This is a genomic window from Brevibacillus gelatini (assembly GCF_050920745.1).
GTDB lineage: Bacteria > Bacillota > Bacilli > Brevibacillales > Brevibacillaceae > Brevibacillus > Brevibacillus gelatini.
On the sequence record NZ_CP154342.1, the window covers coordinates 25001 to 40698 of the forward strand.

Consider the following 15698-nt stretch of genomic DNA (forward strand, 5'->3'; position numbering starts at 1 on the left):
TGCCCGTACCGCAAACCGACACAGGTAGGCGAGGAGAGAATCCTAAGGTGCGCGGGATAACTCTTGCTAAGGAACTCGGCAAAATGGCCCCGTAACTTCGGGAGAAGGGGCGCCCCGGTAGGGTTCATAGCCCGAGGGGGCCGCAGTGAAAAGGCCCAAGCGACTGTTTAGCAAAAACACAGGTCTCTGCGAAGCCGCAAGGCGAAGTATAGGGGCTGACGCCTGCCCGGTGCTGGAAGGTTAAGGGGATGAGTTAGCGCAAGCGAAGCTTTGAACCGAAGCCCCAGTAAACGGCGGCCGTAACTATAACGGTCCTAAGGTAGCGAAATTCCTTGTCGGGTAAGTTCCGACCCGCACGAAAGGCGTAACGACTTGGGCGCTGTCTCGGCAAGAGACCCGGTGAAATCATAATACCTGTGAAGATGCAGGTTACCCGCGACAAGACGGAAAGACCCCATGGAGCTTTACTGTAGCCTGGTATTGGAACTTTGTGCATCATGTACAGGATAGGTGGGAAGCTGAGAAGCAGGGGCGCCAGCCTCTGTGGAGCTGTCGGTGGGATACCACCCTTGATGTACGGAGTTTCTAACTCGTCGCCCTCATCGGGCGAGAGGACCATGCCAGGTGGGCAGTTTGACTGGGGCGGTCGCCTCCTAAAAGGTAACGGAGGCGCCCAAAGGTTCCCTCAGAATGGTCGGAAATCATTCGCAGAGTGTAAAGGCAGAAGGGAGCTTGACTGCGAGACCTACAAGTCGAGCAGGGACGAAAGTCGGGCTTAGTGATCCGGTGGTTCCGCATGGAAGGGCCATCGCTCAACGGATAAAAGCTACCCTGGGGATAACAGGCTTATCTCCCCCAAGAGTCCACATCGACGGGGAGGTTTGGCACCTCGATGTCGGCTCATCGCATCCTGGGGCTGAAGTAGGTCCCAAGGGTTGGGCTGTTCGCCCATTAAAGCGGTACGCGAGCTGGGTTCAGAACGTCGTGAGACAGTTCGGTCCCTATCTGTCGCGGGCGTAGGAAGTTTGAGGAGAGCTGTCCTTAGTACGAGAGGACCGGGATGGACGCACCGCTGGTGCACCAGTTGTCACGCCAGTGGCACAGCTGGGTAGCTATGTGCGGACGGGATAAGCGCTGAAAGCATCTAAGCGTGAAGCCCCCTCCAAGATGAGACTTCCCACAGCGTTAAGCTGGTAAGACCCCTCATAGACGATGAGGTTGATAGGTTCGGTGTGGAAGCGCGGCAACGCGTGGAGCTGACGAATACTAATCGGTCGAGGACTTATCCACACATGCTTGGCAAACATGCAGATCCAGTTTTGAAGGAATAAGAAAAAGCTGTATTCCCGATTACTTTTGCGAGTAATGGAGAATGCAGCTTTTTTGTATACCTAGGCAAAATTAACTCAGCAATCATCCAAAGAGAAACCTTGTGGGAGCGCAGAGTTTTTTTGCTGGATCTGTTTCATAATAACAGTGGGGTAGCTAGACATATGGTGCTCCAAAAAAAGCTCCACGAGGTAGCGTTCAGCAAGGCCGTGGGATAAGACCAGCTCCCCCCACCACTCCGTTTCATACCGGCAAAGCATGCCGAGCAAATACAAAAGCAAGAAGTGGCTGGCCCACTCGGGAAGAGGCAGAGAATCAGGCGAGCCATTCCAAAAGAAAAGGCGGCGCTTCTGCCAGCGAAACAAAGGATACTGCTCCAATTGGGACAGGGCGGATGCAGGGAGAAGGAGACGTTTAGAATTGTCTTCTGACCTGCGCAATGGCAAACGAGAGCCCTCTGGAGCGACTCTGTTGATGTATTGAAGGAAGGTTTCCGGTGAATACGCCAAAGGCCCGTCCATGGCTTCAGGAAAAGCAATCTGGACCCACGGTTGGCAGTCAGACGGAGCTTGTTCGACTGCGTAAATTTTGCTCCAGGGAACTTGCAGCCAGTGCTGCGGCTTTTCAGTCAAAGCCGCATAAACATCGCTGAATGCGGGTATGGAAGCAAACAAATCATGTATCGAATAGCGATCCTGCATAGGGGAAAGATGAAAGAGCTTGGCCAATAGAGCAAAAAAGCCCTCTTTTTGTGGACGGACCTCATCTTCTAGCAGCAGGTAGTTGTTTTTCTTCAGCTTTCGCGTAGTGACCCCGTGCTGGAGCACTCGGCTGTTTTGCGGATAGGATGGATCGCGGGTGAGCAGCAACCCTTTCAGCAGGTGGGAGCAACCATAAAAGAGCAGCAACGGCTGGATGGACAAGTCAGCTTCTGCTGCTGTCGTATAAAACTGCCTCGCTTGCTTCCATAAAAAAAGAAAGCGGGAACTTTGCTGAAAGGCAAGGCGTTCAGCATGCTCCAATCCCAAGCTGTCATAGCAGGCAGTCAAATATTTACGGGCGGTAGGCTCCGTTTCGAAAAACCGGAACATTTTCCATGCAGAATTCATTGTAACCACCTTTCAGTAACTTTCGTGATCTGGTTGTTTTTTCTAGTGATTTTTTTGATTTATCTGTCTAATAAACTCCATAACCGAACATTTAACTCATTCCTTGACAGTAAATTATGCCGTTTGTTAAACTGTCTTAAAATATTTGCCGAGAGGGGCTTTCTACTGTGCGGGAAGATAAATTTGTCAAAGAAGGACTAACATTTGATGATGTGCTGCTCATTCCAGCAAAATCCGAAGTTTTGCCAAGGGATGTGGACGTTCGTGTAAAACTGAGCGAGACTGTCCGCTTGAACATCCCCCTGATTAGTGCCGGAATGGATACAGTAACGGAATCAGCCATGGCGATTGCTATGGCGCGTCAGGGTGGTATTGGGATCATCCATAAAAACATGTCGATCGAGCAGCAGGCGAGTGAAGTAGATCGCGTGAAGCGCTCGGAAAGCGGGGTCATTACCAACCCATTTTCTTTGACCCAGAATCACACCGTCGCAGAGGCGGACGCGCTGATGGGGAAATACCGCATTTCCGGTGTTCCGATCGTCGACGAAGAAAATCATCTCATTGGGATTTTAACCAACCGCGATTTGCGTTTTGTCCATGACTACTCGACACCAATCAAGGAAGTCATGACAAAAGAGAATCTGGTTACAGCTCCGGTTGGAACCACCCTGCAGCAAGCCGAAGCGATTCTCCAAAAGCACAAAATCGAAAAACTGCCGCTGGTCGATGAAAATAACATTTTGCGTGGCCTTATTACCATTAAGGATATTGAAAAAGCGATTCAATACCCGCAAGCAGCCAAGGACCCGCAAGGGCGTTTGCTGTGTGGGGCGGCAGTAGGGGTTTCCGCAGATACGTTTGATCGTGCGGCGGCGCTCGTACAGGCAGGTGTAGACGTGCTTGTCGTCGATACAGCGCATGGGCATTCCAAAGGTGTTATCGAGACAGTAAAAGCACTTCGCAAGGAATATCCAAACCTGACAATCGTGGCAGGAAACGTTGCAACAGGAGAAGCCACTCGCGACCTGATCGAAGCAGGGGCATCCGTTGTCAAAGTCGGGATCGGTCCAGGCTCCATTTGTACAACGCGTGTCGTAGCCGGTATCGGTGTGCCGCAAATCACTGCCATTTACGATTGCGCCCGAGTAGCGCGCGAGTACAATATTCCAATTATTGCCGACGGCGGCATTAAATACTCCGGTGATTTGCCAAAAGCAATCGGAGCGGGTGCTTCGGCGATCATGATCGGCAGTCTGTTTGCCGGAACGGAGGAAAGCCCGGGCGAGTTCGAGATTTTCCAAGGACGCCGCTTCAAGGTATACCGCGGAATGGGCTCGATTGGCGCGATGAAAGCAGGAAGCAAGGACCGTTACTTCCAGGAGAACGAACAAAAGCTTGTTCCAGAAGGCATCGAGGGCCGTGTTCCATACAAAGGGCCTTTGGCGGACGTGACTTATCAGTTGATCGGCGGTCTGCGTGCAGGTATGGGCTACTGCGGAGCCAAAACAATTGAAGACTTGATTCAAAACTCGCAGTTTATCCGTATCACAGGTGCCGGCTTGCGCGAAAGCCATCCGCACGATGTGCAAATCACGAAGGAATCGCCAAACTACTCGATTTCATAGGTTAAACAATCTGGGGGCTGTCTCAAAAGTCGTCATGTCGGCTTTGAGACGCCCCCTTTTGTATGTCAAAAACGATGATCTACCATCCAATCCATTACTTGCTAATGAGTCTATTTGGGCTTCAATGCGGTCGTAATGGTATGTTACACTTACACTTGGTGCCCAATTACCGTATAGACTTATGACAGAATTGGAGAGTGAGAAGAAACGATGAAGCGAACTACTTGGAAGACACGACTGACAGGTCTGATCCTTTCTGTCGCTATGTTTGCTACCGCAATGGGAGGAGCAGCGACGAAGGCCGATGCAGCACCTGCAGCAGATCTACAACTGGCTGCAAAATCTGCCATTCTATTAGAGGCATCTACGGGAAAAGTTTTATATAGCATGAATCCAGACGTCCCACTGCCTCCTGCCAGCATGAGCAAGATGATGGCGGAATACCTTGTACTGGAAGCGGTCAAGCAGAAGAAAATCAGCTGGGACGAAAAGGTGCCTGTCAGTGAATATGCTTTCTATGTGGCAAGAATCTCTGATACGTCCGGAGTGTACCTGAATCTGGGGGAATCTTTTACAGTCAGGGAGCTGTACAATGCAATGGCTGTCGTTTCTGCCAACGATGCTACTGTTCTGCTTGCTGAAAAGATAGCGGGCAATGAAGCCAACTTCGTGCAGATGATGAACAAGAAGGCTGCCGAGTTTGGGATGAAAAATACATCTTTCGTTACATCCAGCGGCTTGCCGGCAAATGAGTTGGGTCCATACTCCGTCCAGACCGATCAAGTGGAAAATCTGATGTCCGCGCGTGATTCGGCTATCCTCGCCAGAAACCTGATTCGTGATTTTCCGGAAGCGTTGGAAGTATCGAAAATCCCGCGTTTCACCTTCCGTCCCGGCTCTAAAAATGAATTGAAAATGGCGAATAACAACTGGATGCTGCCTGATCTGCCCAATTACTATCCAGGTGTAGACGGATTAAAAACGGGCTATACACAAGCAGCCGGTTATTGCTTTACGGGTACTGTCGTGCGTGATAACATGCGCTTGATTTCTGTCGTGATGGGGACAGACAGTAAAACAAAACGCTTCGTGGAAACCAACAAGCTTTTTGACTACGGCTTTAGCAATTTCAAATTAACGAAGCAAATGGATAAAGGTGCTCCGGTCAAAGGTTTTGAAACCGCACCGGTAAAGAACGGTGTCGAATTGAACGTGCCGGCTGTAACGGGCAGTGAAGTGAAAGTAGTGACCAAGATCGGAACCGAGGCAAAGTTGACGCCGACCGTTACCTTCCAGGATTTGAATGCTCCCATTAAGGCAGGACAAGTCATCGGCAAGCTCGTCCTGAAAGAAGAAGGAGCGAAAGACACCGACTACCTGCAGCCGGAAGATGCAGCAAAAGCAGGCGCGGATTTGGTGGCAGGCCAGGAGGTCGAAGAGGCGAGCTGGATTCGTTTGTTCTTCCGCAGCATCATTCAATTTTTCAGCAATTTGTTCAGTAGTGGAACAGGAAATTAAATAACTATTGTATTCCCCCTCATCTATCGTTTACAATGACGGTAACGAAGAACCATAACAGAGCATAACAGTTACGGTTCTGACTTCATGATGTAGGGGGAATTTTCACATGGTACAAGTAGGAACGTCCCGCGTAAAAAAAGGTATGGCTGAGATGCAAAAAGGCGGCGTCATCATGGACGTTGTGAACGCCGAGCAGGCAAAAATTGCTGAAGCTGCCGGTGCTGTAGCTGTCATGGCATTGGAACGCGTACCTTCTGACATTCGTGCGGCTGGCGGAGTAGCTCGTATGGCTGATCTTGGCATTGTGGAGGAAGTGCTGAACGCTGTTTCGATCCCTGTTATGGCAAAAGCTCGTATCGGACACTTTGTAGAAGCGCGCGTACTGGAATCGATGGGTGTCGATTACATTGACGAGAGTGAAGTTTTGACCCCGGCCGATGATCTGTACCACATCAATAAAAAAGAATTCACTGTGCCGTTTGTATGTGGTGCGCGTGATCTGGGTGAAGCGCTTCGCCGTATCGGTGAAGGGGCGTCCATGATTCGGACAAAAGGTGAGCCAGGAACCGGAAACATCGTAGAAGCCGTTCGCCACATGCGCACGATGATGGCGCAAATCCGCAAAGTGCAAGCAATGTCTTACGATGAGCTGATGGCCGAAGCGAAAAATCTGGGTGCCCCATACGAGCTGCTGGAACAAGTACACAAAACCGGCAAGCTGCCTGTAGTGAACTTCGCCGCTGGTGGCGTAGCGACTCCGGCAGATGCGGCTTTGATGATGCAGCTCGGGGCTGACGGCGTGTTTGTCGGCTCGGGTATTTTCAAATCGGAAAATCCGGAGAAATTCGCTCGCGCAATCGTTGAAGCGACTACGCACTACACAGACTACGAACTGATCGCTCGCGTATCCAAAGGTTTGGGAAGTCCAATGACCGGAATCGAGATTTCCAAAATTCGCGAGGCGGATCGCATGCAAGAGCGTGGCTGGTAAGGTGAGCAGAATGAAAATCGGTGTACTCGCTTTGCAAGGAGCTGTAGCAGAACACCTGCGCATGCTGGAAGAGGCTGGGGCGACAGCTGTTCCCGTCAAAAAGGTGGAAGAGCTGGACGAACTCGACGGACTGGTTCTCCCCGGCGGAGAAAGCACGACGATCAGCAAGCTGATGCACAAGTACGGATTCATGGACGCGCTCCGCGAGTTCGGAAAAGCAGGCAAGCCGATCTTCGGTACTTGCGCAGGCGCGATTCTTTTGGCCAAACAGATTGAGGGGCAAGATGACTGCCATCTCGGGTTGATGGATATTAAGGTGGAGCGAAATGCCTTTGGCCGCCAAAAGGAAAGCTTCGAGGTGACAATGCCTGTAGCTGGCGTCGGTGCAGATTACCCGGCAGTGTTCATCCGGGCACCATATATTATGGAAGTCGGAGAAAACGCAGAAGTGCTGGCCAAGTACGAAGAAAAGATCGTGGTAGCGCGAGAAGGGCATTACCTGGCGGCTGCCTTTCACCCGGAATTGACGGAAGATACAAGAATGCACAAATACTTCCTCGACATGGTGAAGGAATACCGAAACTGATTGAAGTGACGCTTGCATGAAAAGATCGGCATTGGCCAAATGCTGGTCTTTTCTTTTTGTTACAAGATGATGGCGGAGCGCCCTTTACATACGTATAGAACTTGTAGTACAGTTAACAATAGAAATAGGTATGAATGAGAATGCGATGATGAGAACAAGTACTTCACATCAACCTGGTGTAGAGAGTCGGTGGGTGGTGCGAACCGATCCGGTCTGTGAAGGAATCCATCTCGGAGTGGCAAAGGAATGAACTTTGTCCGGAACCGTCCCGTTATGACGGATGGAGTGGATAGATGCGCCAGGATGGGCATGTATCAACGAGGGTGGCAACGCGGGTACACAACACTCGTCCCTTATGAGGGGACGGGTGTTTTTTGCATTTTGATTATGGATTCGGAGGGATTCGAACATGTTGGACGTCAAAATACTGCGTCAGGATTTGGAAGGGGTAAAACGCCGTTTGGCGCATCGCAATGAAGATATTTCGGCTCTGGATCAGTTTGCAGAGGTCGATGAAAAGCGCCGTCAAGTAATTCAGGAAGCAGAGGCGCTGAAAAATAAACGAAATACCGTTTCCGAGCAAGTAGCGGTCATGAAGCGCAACAAAGAGAATGCCGACCACCTGATCGCGGCAATGAAGGAAGTAAACGAACACATCAAGAAGCTGGACGAAGAGCTGCGCAAGCTGGATGAGCAGCTGGAGCTCATTTTGCTGAGCCTGCCTAACCTGCCGCATGAGAGCACACCGATTGGTACATCGGAAGACGACAACGTAGTGGCATGGACGTGGGGCGAGCCGCGCAACTTTGGCTTTGAGGCAAAGCCGCACTGGGAGCTCGCCAGCCAGACAGGGATTCTCGATTTTGAGACGGCAGCAAAAGTAACAGGAAGCCGCTTTGTCTTTTACAAAGGACTGGGAGCCCGCCTGGAGCGCGCATTGATGAACTTCATGATGGACCTGCATGCCACTGAGCACGGTTACGAAGAGGTTATCCCGCCATATATCGTAAACCGTGCAAGCATGACCGGAACCGGACAGTTGCCGAAGTTCGAGGAAGATGCTTTCAAGCTGGAGGGACCAGACTACTTCCTGATCCCGACCGCAGAGGTGCCAGTCACCAACATGCACCGGGATGAAATTCTGGATGGAGACGATCTGCCGCGCTACTATGCTGCTTTCAGCGCTTGTTTCCGTTCGGAAGCGGGATCGGCTGGCCGCGATACACGCGGGCTGATTCGCCAGCACCAATTCAACAAAGTAGAGCTGGTGAAATTCGTCAAACCGGAAGATTCGTATGACGAGCTGGAGAAGCTGGTGAAAAACGCCGAGAAGGTGCTGCAACTGCTTGGACTTCCGTACCGCGTCATGAGCATGTGTACAGGCGATCTCGGATTTACGGCAGCGAAGAAATACGACTTGGAGGTATGGCTTCCAAGCTCGAACACGTACCGCGAAATCTCGTCTTGTTCGAACTTCGAAGATTTCCAGGCTCGTCGCGCCAATATTCGTTTCCGCCGCGACACCAAATCGAAGCCGGAGTTCGTGCATACACTGAACGGCTCGGGCCTCGCTATTGGCCGCACCGTAGCGGCGATTTTGGAAAACTACCAGGGGGAAGACGGAAGCATTACCATTCCGGAAGTGCTGCGTCCGTACATGGGCGGAGTAGCCAAAATCGAGCCGAAATAAGCAGCAGGATAAGCACAGCAGCCTTTGATCTTTCTTTATTGGATCAGAGGCTGCTTTCTTTTTGGGGCGGGGAAAAGGCGAGAGAGCATGGGGGACAAGACAGCTCGGAAAATGTGTACTATTACAGTTATAATTTTTAGAAAATTGTGTTGCACTGTACCAATCTCTGTTATATAATAAAAACAACTTAAAAGAATATTGTTTTAATACAGAAGTGGAGGGAATGGGAAATGAACTGCTATCGGTGTGAAGGAAACGGCGAACAGAATTGCCCACGGTGTGGAGGCGTTGGTCATGATGACAACGGAGCGGCTTGCCATCATTGTTTGGGGGACGGACATGTGATCTGCAGTCATTGCAGTGGCAGCGGATACCAGGATTAAGCCATTTTTTTTGAACCTTCTGTACTATAATAATTTCTAAAAATTAATTCTGTACCATAATAATTTAGGTGCTATCAAGGGAAGGTGAACAGGTTTGACTACGATTCCAACCAATCCATATCCGCTGGAAATCCAGATTACCGGCGAGATGCGCTCCGGCTACGAGGATATTCTCACACCAGAGGCGATCCAGTTCGTCATCAAGCTGGAGCAAAAGTTCGGCGACAGAAGGCAGCAATTGCTTGCCGCACGTCAGGAACGCCAATTGAAAATAGATGCCGGGCAACTGCCCGACTTTTTGCCGGAAACAGCCGAGATTCGCAACGGAGATTGGACGGTAGCTCCGCTTCCACATGATCTGCTGGATCGCCGGGTGGAGATTACCGGGCCAGCAGGCGACCGCAAAATGGTTATCAACGCACTCAATTCGGGCGCACGCGTCTTCATGGCAGATTTTGAGGACGCAAACTCGCCTACCTGGGAGAATACGATTCAGGGCCAGATCAACATGAAGGACGCTGTCCGCCGCAACATCTCATACACCAGCCCGCAAGGAAAGCAATACACCCTCAATGAGAAAACAGCGGTATTGATCGTGCGGCCGCGTGGCTGGCATCTCGATGAAAAACATATCCTTCTCGATCAAAAGCCGATTTCCGGCAGCCTGCTCGACTTTGGGCTCTACTTTTACCACAACGTCGATGCCTTGATCGCGAACAAGACGGCCCCGTACTTCTACCTGCCGAAGCTGGAAAGCCACCTGGAAGCGCGTCTCTGGAACGATGTATTTGTGTTTGCCCAGGAGGAACTGAATATTCCGCGCGGTACGATTCGGGCGACGGTTCTGATCGAAACGATTCTCGCAGCCTTTGAGATGGATGAGATTTTGTATGAACTGCGGGAGCATAGCGCGGGATTGAACTGCGGGCGTTGGGATTACATTTTCAGCTACATTAAAAAGCTGCGGAATCAGCCGCATGTCATCACTCCTGACCGGGCGCAAGTCACGATGACGGTTCCGTTTATGAGGGCCTACACCACGTTGGCGGTGAAGACGTGCCATAAACGCCAGGCTCCTTGCATTGGCGGGATGGCTGCCCAGATTCCGGTGAAAAACGACCCGGTCAAAAACGAGGAAGCGCTCGCCAAAGTACGCGCTGACAAGGAGCGGGAAGCTTACGACGGGCACGACGGTACATGGGTGGCCCATCCCGCACTGGTGCCAGTGGCGATGGAGGTATTCAACCGCTTGATGCGAGAGCCGAACCAGATCTGGTACAAACGCGAGGATGTGCAGGTATCGGCAAGCGACCTGCTGGCTGTACCAGAGGGCGCCATTACGGAAGAAGGCGTACGTACAAACATAAGTGTAGGCTTGCAGTACATCGAAGCGTGGCTGCGCGGGCATGGCGCAGTGCCGATCTACAATCTGATGGAGGATGCGGCGACCGCGGAAATTTCCCGGACTCAGGTGTGGCACTGGATTCGTCATCCAAAAGGCGTGCTCCAGGATGGCCGAAAAATTACCGAGGCTCTGGTCAAGCAATGGCTTAGTGAGGAATTGCAGGCATTGAAACAAGCGATTGGCCAGGAACGTTATGAAAACAGCAAATTTCAGGCTGCCGGAGAGCTGTTCCTGAAGCTGGTGACAGAGAACGAATTCGAGGATTTTCTGACAGTACCGGGCTATCGCTATCTGTAATAGCCAAAATAAAAAAGAGTGGGGGAAAAGAACATGAGCAAACAAACCAAGCAGGAAGCCATTCAACAAATTGAGCAAAGCTGGAACACCGAGCGTTTTAAGGGAATTACCCGGCCGTATTCTGCTGAGGACGTATACCGTTTGCGCGGGTCTGTGCAAATCGAACATACATTGGCGCGACTGGGTGCCGAGCGACTGTGGAATCTGTTGCATACCGAGCATCACATCAAAGCGTTGGGGGCTTTGACCGGGAATCAGGCCATCCAGCAAGTAAAAGCGGGGCTGAAGGCGATTTACTTGAGCGGCTGGCAAGTGGCGGCTGACGCGAACCTTTCCGGTCAAATGTATCCCGATCAAAGCCTTTACCCGGCCAACAGTGTTCCTCACGTCGTAAAAAGAATCAACCAGGCTCTGCAGCGTGCAGACCAGATCGACCAGGCCGAGGGCGGAACAGATACGTACTGGTTTGCTCCGATTGTCGCTGACGCGGAAGCGGGCTTTGGCGGGCCTCTGAACGTGTTTGAGCTGATGAAAAGCATGATTGAAGCGGGAGCGGCAGGTGTGCATTTTGAAGACCAGCTCGCTTCTGAGAAAAAATGCGGTCACATGGGCGGAAAAGTGCTGATCCCGACGCAGGCTGCTGTCCGCAACCTGATTTCGGCTCGCTTTGCTGCTGACGTCATGGGTGTTCCGACGATTATTGTCGCGCGTACAGACGCAAACGGCGCCTTCCTGATTACGAGCGACATCGATCCAGCTGACCAGCCGTTCCTCACTGGAGAACGGACGCCAGAAGGCTTTTTCCGCCTGCGTGGTGGGCTGGATGCAGCAATAGCTCGCGGACTCGCTTACGCGCCGTATGCAGACCTGATCTGGTGCGAGACTTCCGAGCCAAACCTGGAGGAAGCACGTCGCTTTGCAGAAGCAATCCATGCCAAATATCCAGGCAAACTGCTGGCGTACAACTGCTCCCCATCCTTCAACTGGAAGAAGAAACTCGACGAGGAAACAATCGCTCGCTTCCAGGAGGAGCTGGGAGAGATGGGCTACAAGTTCCAATTCGTCACGCTCGCAGGCTTCCATGCACTGAACCACAGCATGTTCGAGCTGGCGCGCGGCTACCGCGATCGCGGAATGGCTGCTTACTCCGAATTGCAGCAGGCTGAATTCGCGAGCGAGGTCCATGGCTATACAGCGACTCGCCATCAGCGTGAGGTTGGTACCGGCTATTTCGATGAAGTAGCACAAGTGATCGCTGGCGGAACTTCTTCGACCACAGCTTTGACCGGATCGACAGAAGAAGAGCAGTTTGCTCATAACTAACTTTGCTCATAACCAATATAAAAAGTGCGGAAAAACGAAGCCGATTGGGTGGGCGGCGGTTGTGATGTCCGGACGGCAAAAGAAGCCTGTTTGAAGCAGGAGTATTTTTGAAATGCAAAAAAGCCTTGGGATGATGCCAAGGCTTTTTTTGCGGGTGATGCTTGTTTTTCGGTTAGCAAAATTCCTGTGTGTCTTGTTGTTCAGGGGGATATTTGTCTGTTCCAAGGTGTTGTACTGGATTCACGGGATAAAATCGTCGCGATCCCTCGTATCGAATCCTTGATCGAGCGAACTGCATGGGCTGTGGTTGGGCGAGATTTTTTGCTTTTTCCTTTTCAACCTCCACTCGATTACGCCCCCAATCAGCAAGAGGCCCACGCAAATGATTGCGACGAGCAACCAGACGGGCATGGTTATCACCTCGATTTGCAGATGATGGCGGGTGAAGATGACCGCTGCATTTGCCAAAATGTGAGTCCCTGCATATAATAGTAAGGTAGGTGAGATTCCAGAAGAAGGATTTTGCCACTAACCATATATGTCCCCGTAGCTCAGCAGGATAGAGCAGCAGTTTCCTAAACTGCGTGTCGGAGGTTCGAGTCCTCTCGGGGACGCCATTGATGGAAGCCACTCCGTTGTTTGGGGTGGCTTTGTCTTTTTGCTGCCTCTCAAATACTCTTACTATGACAAAATGAATCTCCAATTGTTCCGGTAAGCTGAGCCTTCTGGCTGGTGAACTTCAACTTCATTCCCAACCTCCACAACGTAAAACCAACGGTATGTCTCTAGGATCATCAAAGATATACATGACGTTGACCCGAAGATCGTCCTTATTTCCTGACTACAGAAATTCACATTTCCCCCAATACCAAACCGTTTTACTCTCCCGCCTAGACGGTTGCATTTGAACCGCCAAAAATCATCAAAAAAGAGTTAACGGAAATAACAAATTGGTTGCTTTTCCTGGGTGAGCACATCAAGGGCAGGAAGATGCCAAAGAGGCCTTGGCAGGTTTGCAAAAAGATTTCTCCTATACTGTCCATAAGCGGTGACAGGTGTTAATCAAAATAACCTTTTTGGAAATGAAATACCTGTTTTTGGAAACGAAACGCCGCCGAATAACGTACTATCATTAGTGAAAAAACTTCGCGTCCTCTGGAATTGTATTGTTCATTGTTACCGCCGGAAAACAATTGACCCAGGTTCGCAGGAAAGAAAATAACCCCCCAGCGAATATATTCTCTTCGGTATTAAGGCCCAGGCTAATCTTTAGAGAAAGACACATGCTAAGGAGTGGGATAGTGATATCGTTAGCAGAAGGCAAGATTATTCGTGAAATTTCCTGTCTAACGGGGCATTCTTGCAATACACTTCGCTGATATCTCGGTGGTGAATTCACTCCTGAAAAGGGAACACGTAAATCTCTTGGTCCATAGCCAGTCTTCCATAACAACTGTAATCACTAGGTGAGGTTCTTTGTTACATGTATGTGAGAGACAGTTTAAGTGATCCGAACAGAAATGACAGACGAAATGCGGCAGCAAACTTATCGTATTTCCTGTTGACAAAAAAAGGAAATCTAAATATATTAATAAGTAAAAAGAGGTTATATTTACATAAAATGTATCAAATATTACGAAAAGGAGCATAGGATATGAATAAAAAAAGTGTATTTACTTTAGTCTTGCTAGGAGCTTTTACTTTATCCAACGTAGCGTATGCCGAATTAAGGAGGGGCGATGCGTTTTTTGATACTACTCCAACAGCAAATTATGTCAAGGATATTGATACCTATATCAATGCTTCTGTTGCAGATGAGAATCTACTAGGTGCAGTTACCGAAGCTATATCAGACTACGAAGGTATTTCTGGGGCTAATATTAATTATGATACTAATGCTTCTGCTTCTAGTTATGATTTGAGGGTTGCTGCGGGTCAACTAGGATTGGATTATGCAGGAGAAACTCGCGTATATTATTTGGACGACGATGATACTTACCAAAGACACTACGGGACAGAGGCATGGGATAGAGTGAAAATATATTTAAACCGTGAGTATATGGATTACTATAACTACAGTTCTGCAAACCGTAGAAAAACTACCATTCATGAATTTGGTCATGGACTTGGACTAGTTCATCAAACTTCGAATTCAATTATGCAGCAGGGAAAGTTGAGCCTCACAGATCCAACACAATTAGATAGAGATAATTTATCTTGGAAATACTAGGTGGAAGTGGGTGGAGTTATGAAAAAATCAATTACTGTTTCGATTGCTGCAATAGCTTTGTTAATAGGAGGGGCATTTTCTTATCAACAATTAAATGTTCCCCAAAAAGATTATCGAGTGGCTATAAGTCAAGCTGATTTTATTCAGTTTGAAAATATTGAAGAGGTTGAAAAATATTCAGGTTATATCGTGCAGGCCGAATTTACTGGAAAGAGATCATTAAAAGAATGGAATCTCGGGGAAGGCGAGGTAAAAACGGCTTCAAAGTCCGAAGTAAAAATCCAAAAGGTTTACAAGGGGAGTCTCGAAGAGGGAGATAAAATCTCTGTATATGAGCCAGCTTATTTTGATGGGGATGTTTTTGATACCATCGAAGGATATAATCTCATGAATGAAGAAGGCACTTACGTATTGTTTTTGAGGGATACAGGTGACAAAGAAGGGTATGCCATTATTGGAATGTATCAAGGTAAATATGATATTAGCGCAGGGATGCAGAACACAAAAGCGAAACAAGCACAACCTGATGATACTTACCGTAGTTTAGAGGAAAGAGAATATTTCGGTGAGAATGTTGAGCAGTTTAAGAAATTAAAAAAAGAAGTTCTGGAAAAGTATAATTAGCCGTTCATATGTAGTTGCCTCCGAACTGTTCGGGGGCTATTTTTAGTAAATAAAAAAAGGTTTTTTGTACCTCATTCAAAGTAACCTGTTTTTTGAAATGAGACAACACCGAACAACGTACTATTATTAAACAAAAATCACCGCGCAACTGATCTTAGATGACAACTTTCTAAAGCTGCTCGCAAGTAACGAAATCAATGGCTTCGACATTGCAATCGGAATGAAAAAGGAAGAAGTTATCAAGCGGTACGGCGCGGTGGTCAAGCAAGACTTTTTGGATGGCGGGCAGTCGCCTGGGGACGGCTACACTGGAAACGATTCAGCAGGGATGGGGTACGCCTGTAGATGAAGGGGAAAGCATGGCCAACGGAAAGTATCTGCTTCTGTACAAAGCGGGAGACAACTCGGTCTTTATCAGTGCGGAAAACAAGACTTCGCCGCCCGAAAAGATCAGGATCATCAACAAAAAAATGCTGGATGAGTTCCCGCAAAAATTTTAATGACTACCCGCTCGCATTCCATTGTAAAAAAGCCAGCGACGAAGGCAGAAACACCGCCTTTGCTCACTGGCTTTTTTGCGTG

12 protein-coding genes, 1 tRNA gene, 1 rRNA gene, 1 pseudogene and 1 other annotated feature (1 of these 16 cut by a window edge) are annotated in these 15698 nt (G+C 49.4%); of the genes and pseudogenes, 13 read left to right on the forward strand and 2 right to left on the reverse strand.

What is annotated here, in order from left to right:
• Nucleotides 1–1290 (forward strand): 23S ribosomal RNA (locus tag AAFJ72_RS00200) (it extends 1685 nt beyond the left edge of the window).
• 116 nt (nt 1291–1406) lie between these two features.
• Here the strand turns inward: AAFJ72_RS00200 and AAFJ72_RS00205 are convergent.
• The gene (locus AAFJ72_RS00205) at nt 1407–2438 is read right to left on the reverse strand and encodes a YaaC family protein (protein ID WP_432775682.1); all 1032 of its coding nucleotides are present in this window, start codon (nt 2436–2438) and stop codon (nt 1407–1409) included.
• A 167-nt stretch (nt 2439–2605) separates the two neighbouring features.
• Here AAFJ72_RS00205 and guaB point away from each other — a divergent pair, with 167 nt between their 5' ends.
• The 7 genes from guaB (at nt 2606) to aceA (ending at nt 12262) form a co-directional block, all read left to right on the forward strand.
• A complete protein-coding gene (guaB, locus tag AAFJ72_RS00210) occupies nt 2606–4066 on the forward strand; it encodes an IMP dehydrogenase (RefSeq protein ID WP_122905166.1) in 1461 nt (486 codons plus the stop codon).
• A gap of 210 nt (nt 4067–4276) precedes the next feature.
• The gene (locus AAFJ72_RS00215) at nt 4277–5584 is read left to right on the forward strand and encodes a D-alanyl-D-alanine carboxypeptidase family protein (protein ID WP_432775683.1); all 1308 of its coding nucleotides are present in this window, start codon (nt 4277–4279) and stop codon (nt 5582–5584) included.
• Nucleotides 5585–5693: 109 nt separating this feature from the next.
• Nucleotides 5694–6578, forward strand: coding sequence for a pyridoxal 5'-phosphate synthase lyase subunit PdxS (gene pdxS, locus AAFJ72_RS00220; protein ID WP_122905168.1), 885 nt, complete (start codon nt 5694–5696; stop codon nt 6576–6578).
• A 10-nt stretch (nt 6579–6588) separates the two neighbouring features.
• A complete protein-coding gene (pdxT, locus tag AAFJ72_RS00225; protein WP_122905169.1) occupies nt 6589–7164 on the forward strand; it encodes a pyridoxal 5'-phosphate synthase glutaminase subunit PdxT in 576 nt (191 codons plus the stop codon).
• Between the two features lie 136 nt (nt 7165–7300).
• Nucleotides 7301–7521: a binding site (T-box leader), on the forward strand.
• 52 nt (nt 7522–7573) lie between these two features.
• Nucleotides 7574–8854: a serine--tRNA ligase gene (serS, locus tag AAFJ72_RS00230; protein ID WP_432775684.1), complete on the forward strand. Its 1281-nt coding sequence runs from the start codon at nt 7574–7576 to the stop codon at nt 8852–8854.
• 477 nt (nt 8855–9331) lie between these two features.
• Complete coding sequence (aceB, locus tag AAFJ72_RS00235; RefSeq protein ID WP_432775685.1) at nt 9332–10939, forward strand: malate synthase A; 1608 nt, start codon at nt 9332–9334, stop codon at nt 10937–10939.
• A 33-nt stretch (nt 10940–10972) separates the two neighbouring features.
• A complete protein-coding gene (gene aceA, locus AAFJ72_RS00240; protein ID WP_122905172.1) occupies nt 10973–12262 on the forward strand; it encodes an isocitrate lyase in 1290 nt (429 codons plus the stop codon).
• A gap of 240 nt (nt 12263–12502) precedes the next feature.
• Here the strand turns inward: aceA and AAFJ72_RS00245 are convergent, their stop codons facing one another.
• Nucleotides 12503–12730, reverse strand: a complete 228-nt coding sequence (locus AAFJ72_RS00245) for a hypothetical protein (protein ID WP_122905173.1) — start codon at nt 12728–12730, stop codon at nt 12503–12505.
• A 72-nt stretch (nt 12731–12802) separates the two neighbouring features.
• On the opposite strand from AAFJ72_RS00245, the gene AAFJ72_RS00250 reads away from it, so the two are divergent.
• From AAFJ72_RS00250 to AAFJ72_RS00270, 5 genes and pseudogenes are all read left to right on the forward strand, one after another.
• Nucleotides 12803–12879 (forward strand) — tRNA-Arg (locus AAFJ72_RS00250).
• Between the two features lie 313 nt (nt 12880–13192).
• Nucleotides 13193–13307, forward strand: a pseudogene (locus AAFJ72_RS00255) (helix-turn-helix transcriptional regulator); the annotation flags it as partial.
• 609 nt (nt 13308–13916) lie between these two features.
• Complete coding sequence (locus tag AAFJ72_RS00260) at nt 13917–14492, forward strand: hypothetical protein (RefSeq protein ID WP_122905174.1); 576 nt, start codon at nt 13917–13919, stop codon at nt 14490–14492.
• Between the two features lie 18 nt (nt 14493–14510).
• Nucleotides 14511–15116 (forward strand): hypothetical protein, encoded by a 606-nt coding sequence (locus tag AAFJ72_RS00265; RefSeq protein WP_122905263.1) that lies wholly within the window; start codon nt 14511–14513, stop codon nt 15114–15116.
• 278 nt (nt 15117–15394) lie between these two features.
• On the forward strand, nt 15395–15616 hold the full coding sequence (locus tag AAFJ72_RS00270) for a hypothetical protein (protein ID WP_432775686.1): 222 nt from the start codon (nt 15395–15397) through the stop codon (nt 15614–15616).
• The last annotated feature ends 82 nt before the right edge of the window (nt 15617–15698 follow it).

What these genes read in the sequence shown, in the direction of transcription:
- AAFJ72_RS00205 (WP_432775682.1), bottom strand. Translation starts at nt 2,438, where the DNA reads ATGAATTCTGCATGGAAAATGTTCCGGTTTTTCGAAACGGAGCCTACC.
- AAFJ72_RS00215 (WP_432775683.1), top strand. Translation starts at nt 4,277, where the DNA reads ATGAAGCGAACTACTTGGAAGACACGACTGACAGGTCTGATCCTTTCT.
- pdxS (WP_122905168.1), top strand. Translation starts at nt 5,694, where the DNA reads ATGGTACAAGTAGGAACGTCCCGCGTAAAAAAAGGTATGGCTGAGATG.
- pdxT (WP_122905169.1), top strand. Translation starts at nt 6,589, where the DNA reads ATGAAAATCGGTGTACTCGCTTTGCAAGGAGCTGTAGCAGAACACCTG.
- serS (WP_432775684.1), top strand. Translation starts at nt 7,574, where the DNA reads ATGTTGGACGTCAAAATACTGCGTCAGGATTTGGAAGGGGTAAAACGC.
- aceA (WP_122905172.1), top strand. Translation starts at nt 10,973, where the DNA reads ATGAGCAAACAAACCAAGCAGGAAGCCATTCAACAAATTGAGCAAAGC.
- AAFJ72_RS00260 (WP_122905174.1), top strand. Translation starts at nt 13,917, where the DNA reads ATGAATAAAAAAAGTGTATTTACTTTAGTCTTGCTAGGAGCTTTTACT.
- AAFJ72_RS00265 (WP_122905263.1), top strand. Translation starts at nt 14,511, where the DNA reads ATGAAAAAATCAATTACTGTTTCGATTGCTGCAATAGCTTTGTTAATA.
- AAFJ72_RS00270 (WP_432775686.1), top strand. Translation starts at nt 15,395, where the DNA reads ATGGCGGGCAGTCGCCTGGGGACGGCTACACTGGAAACGATTCAGCAG.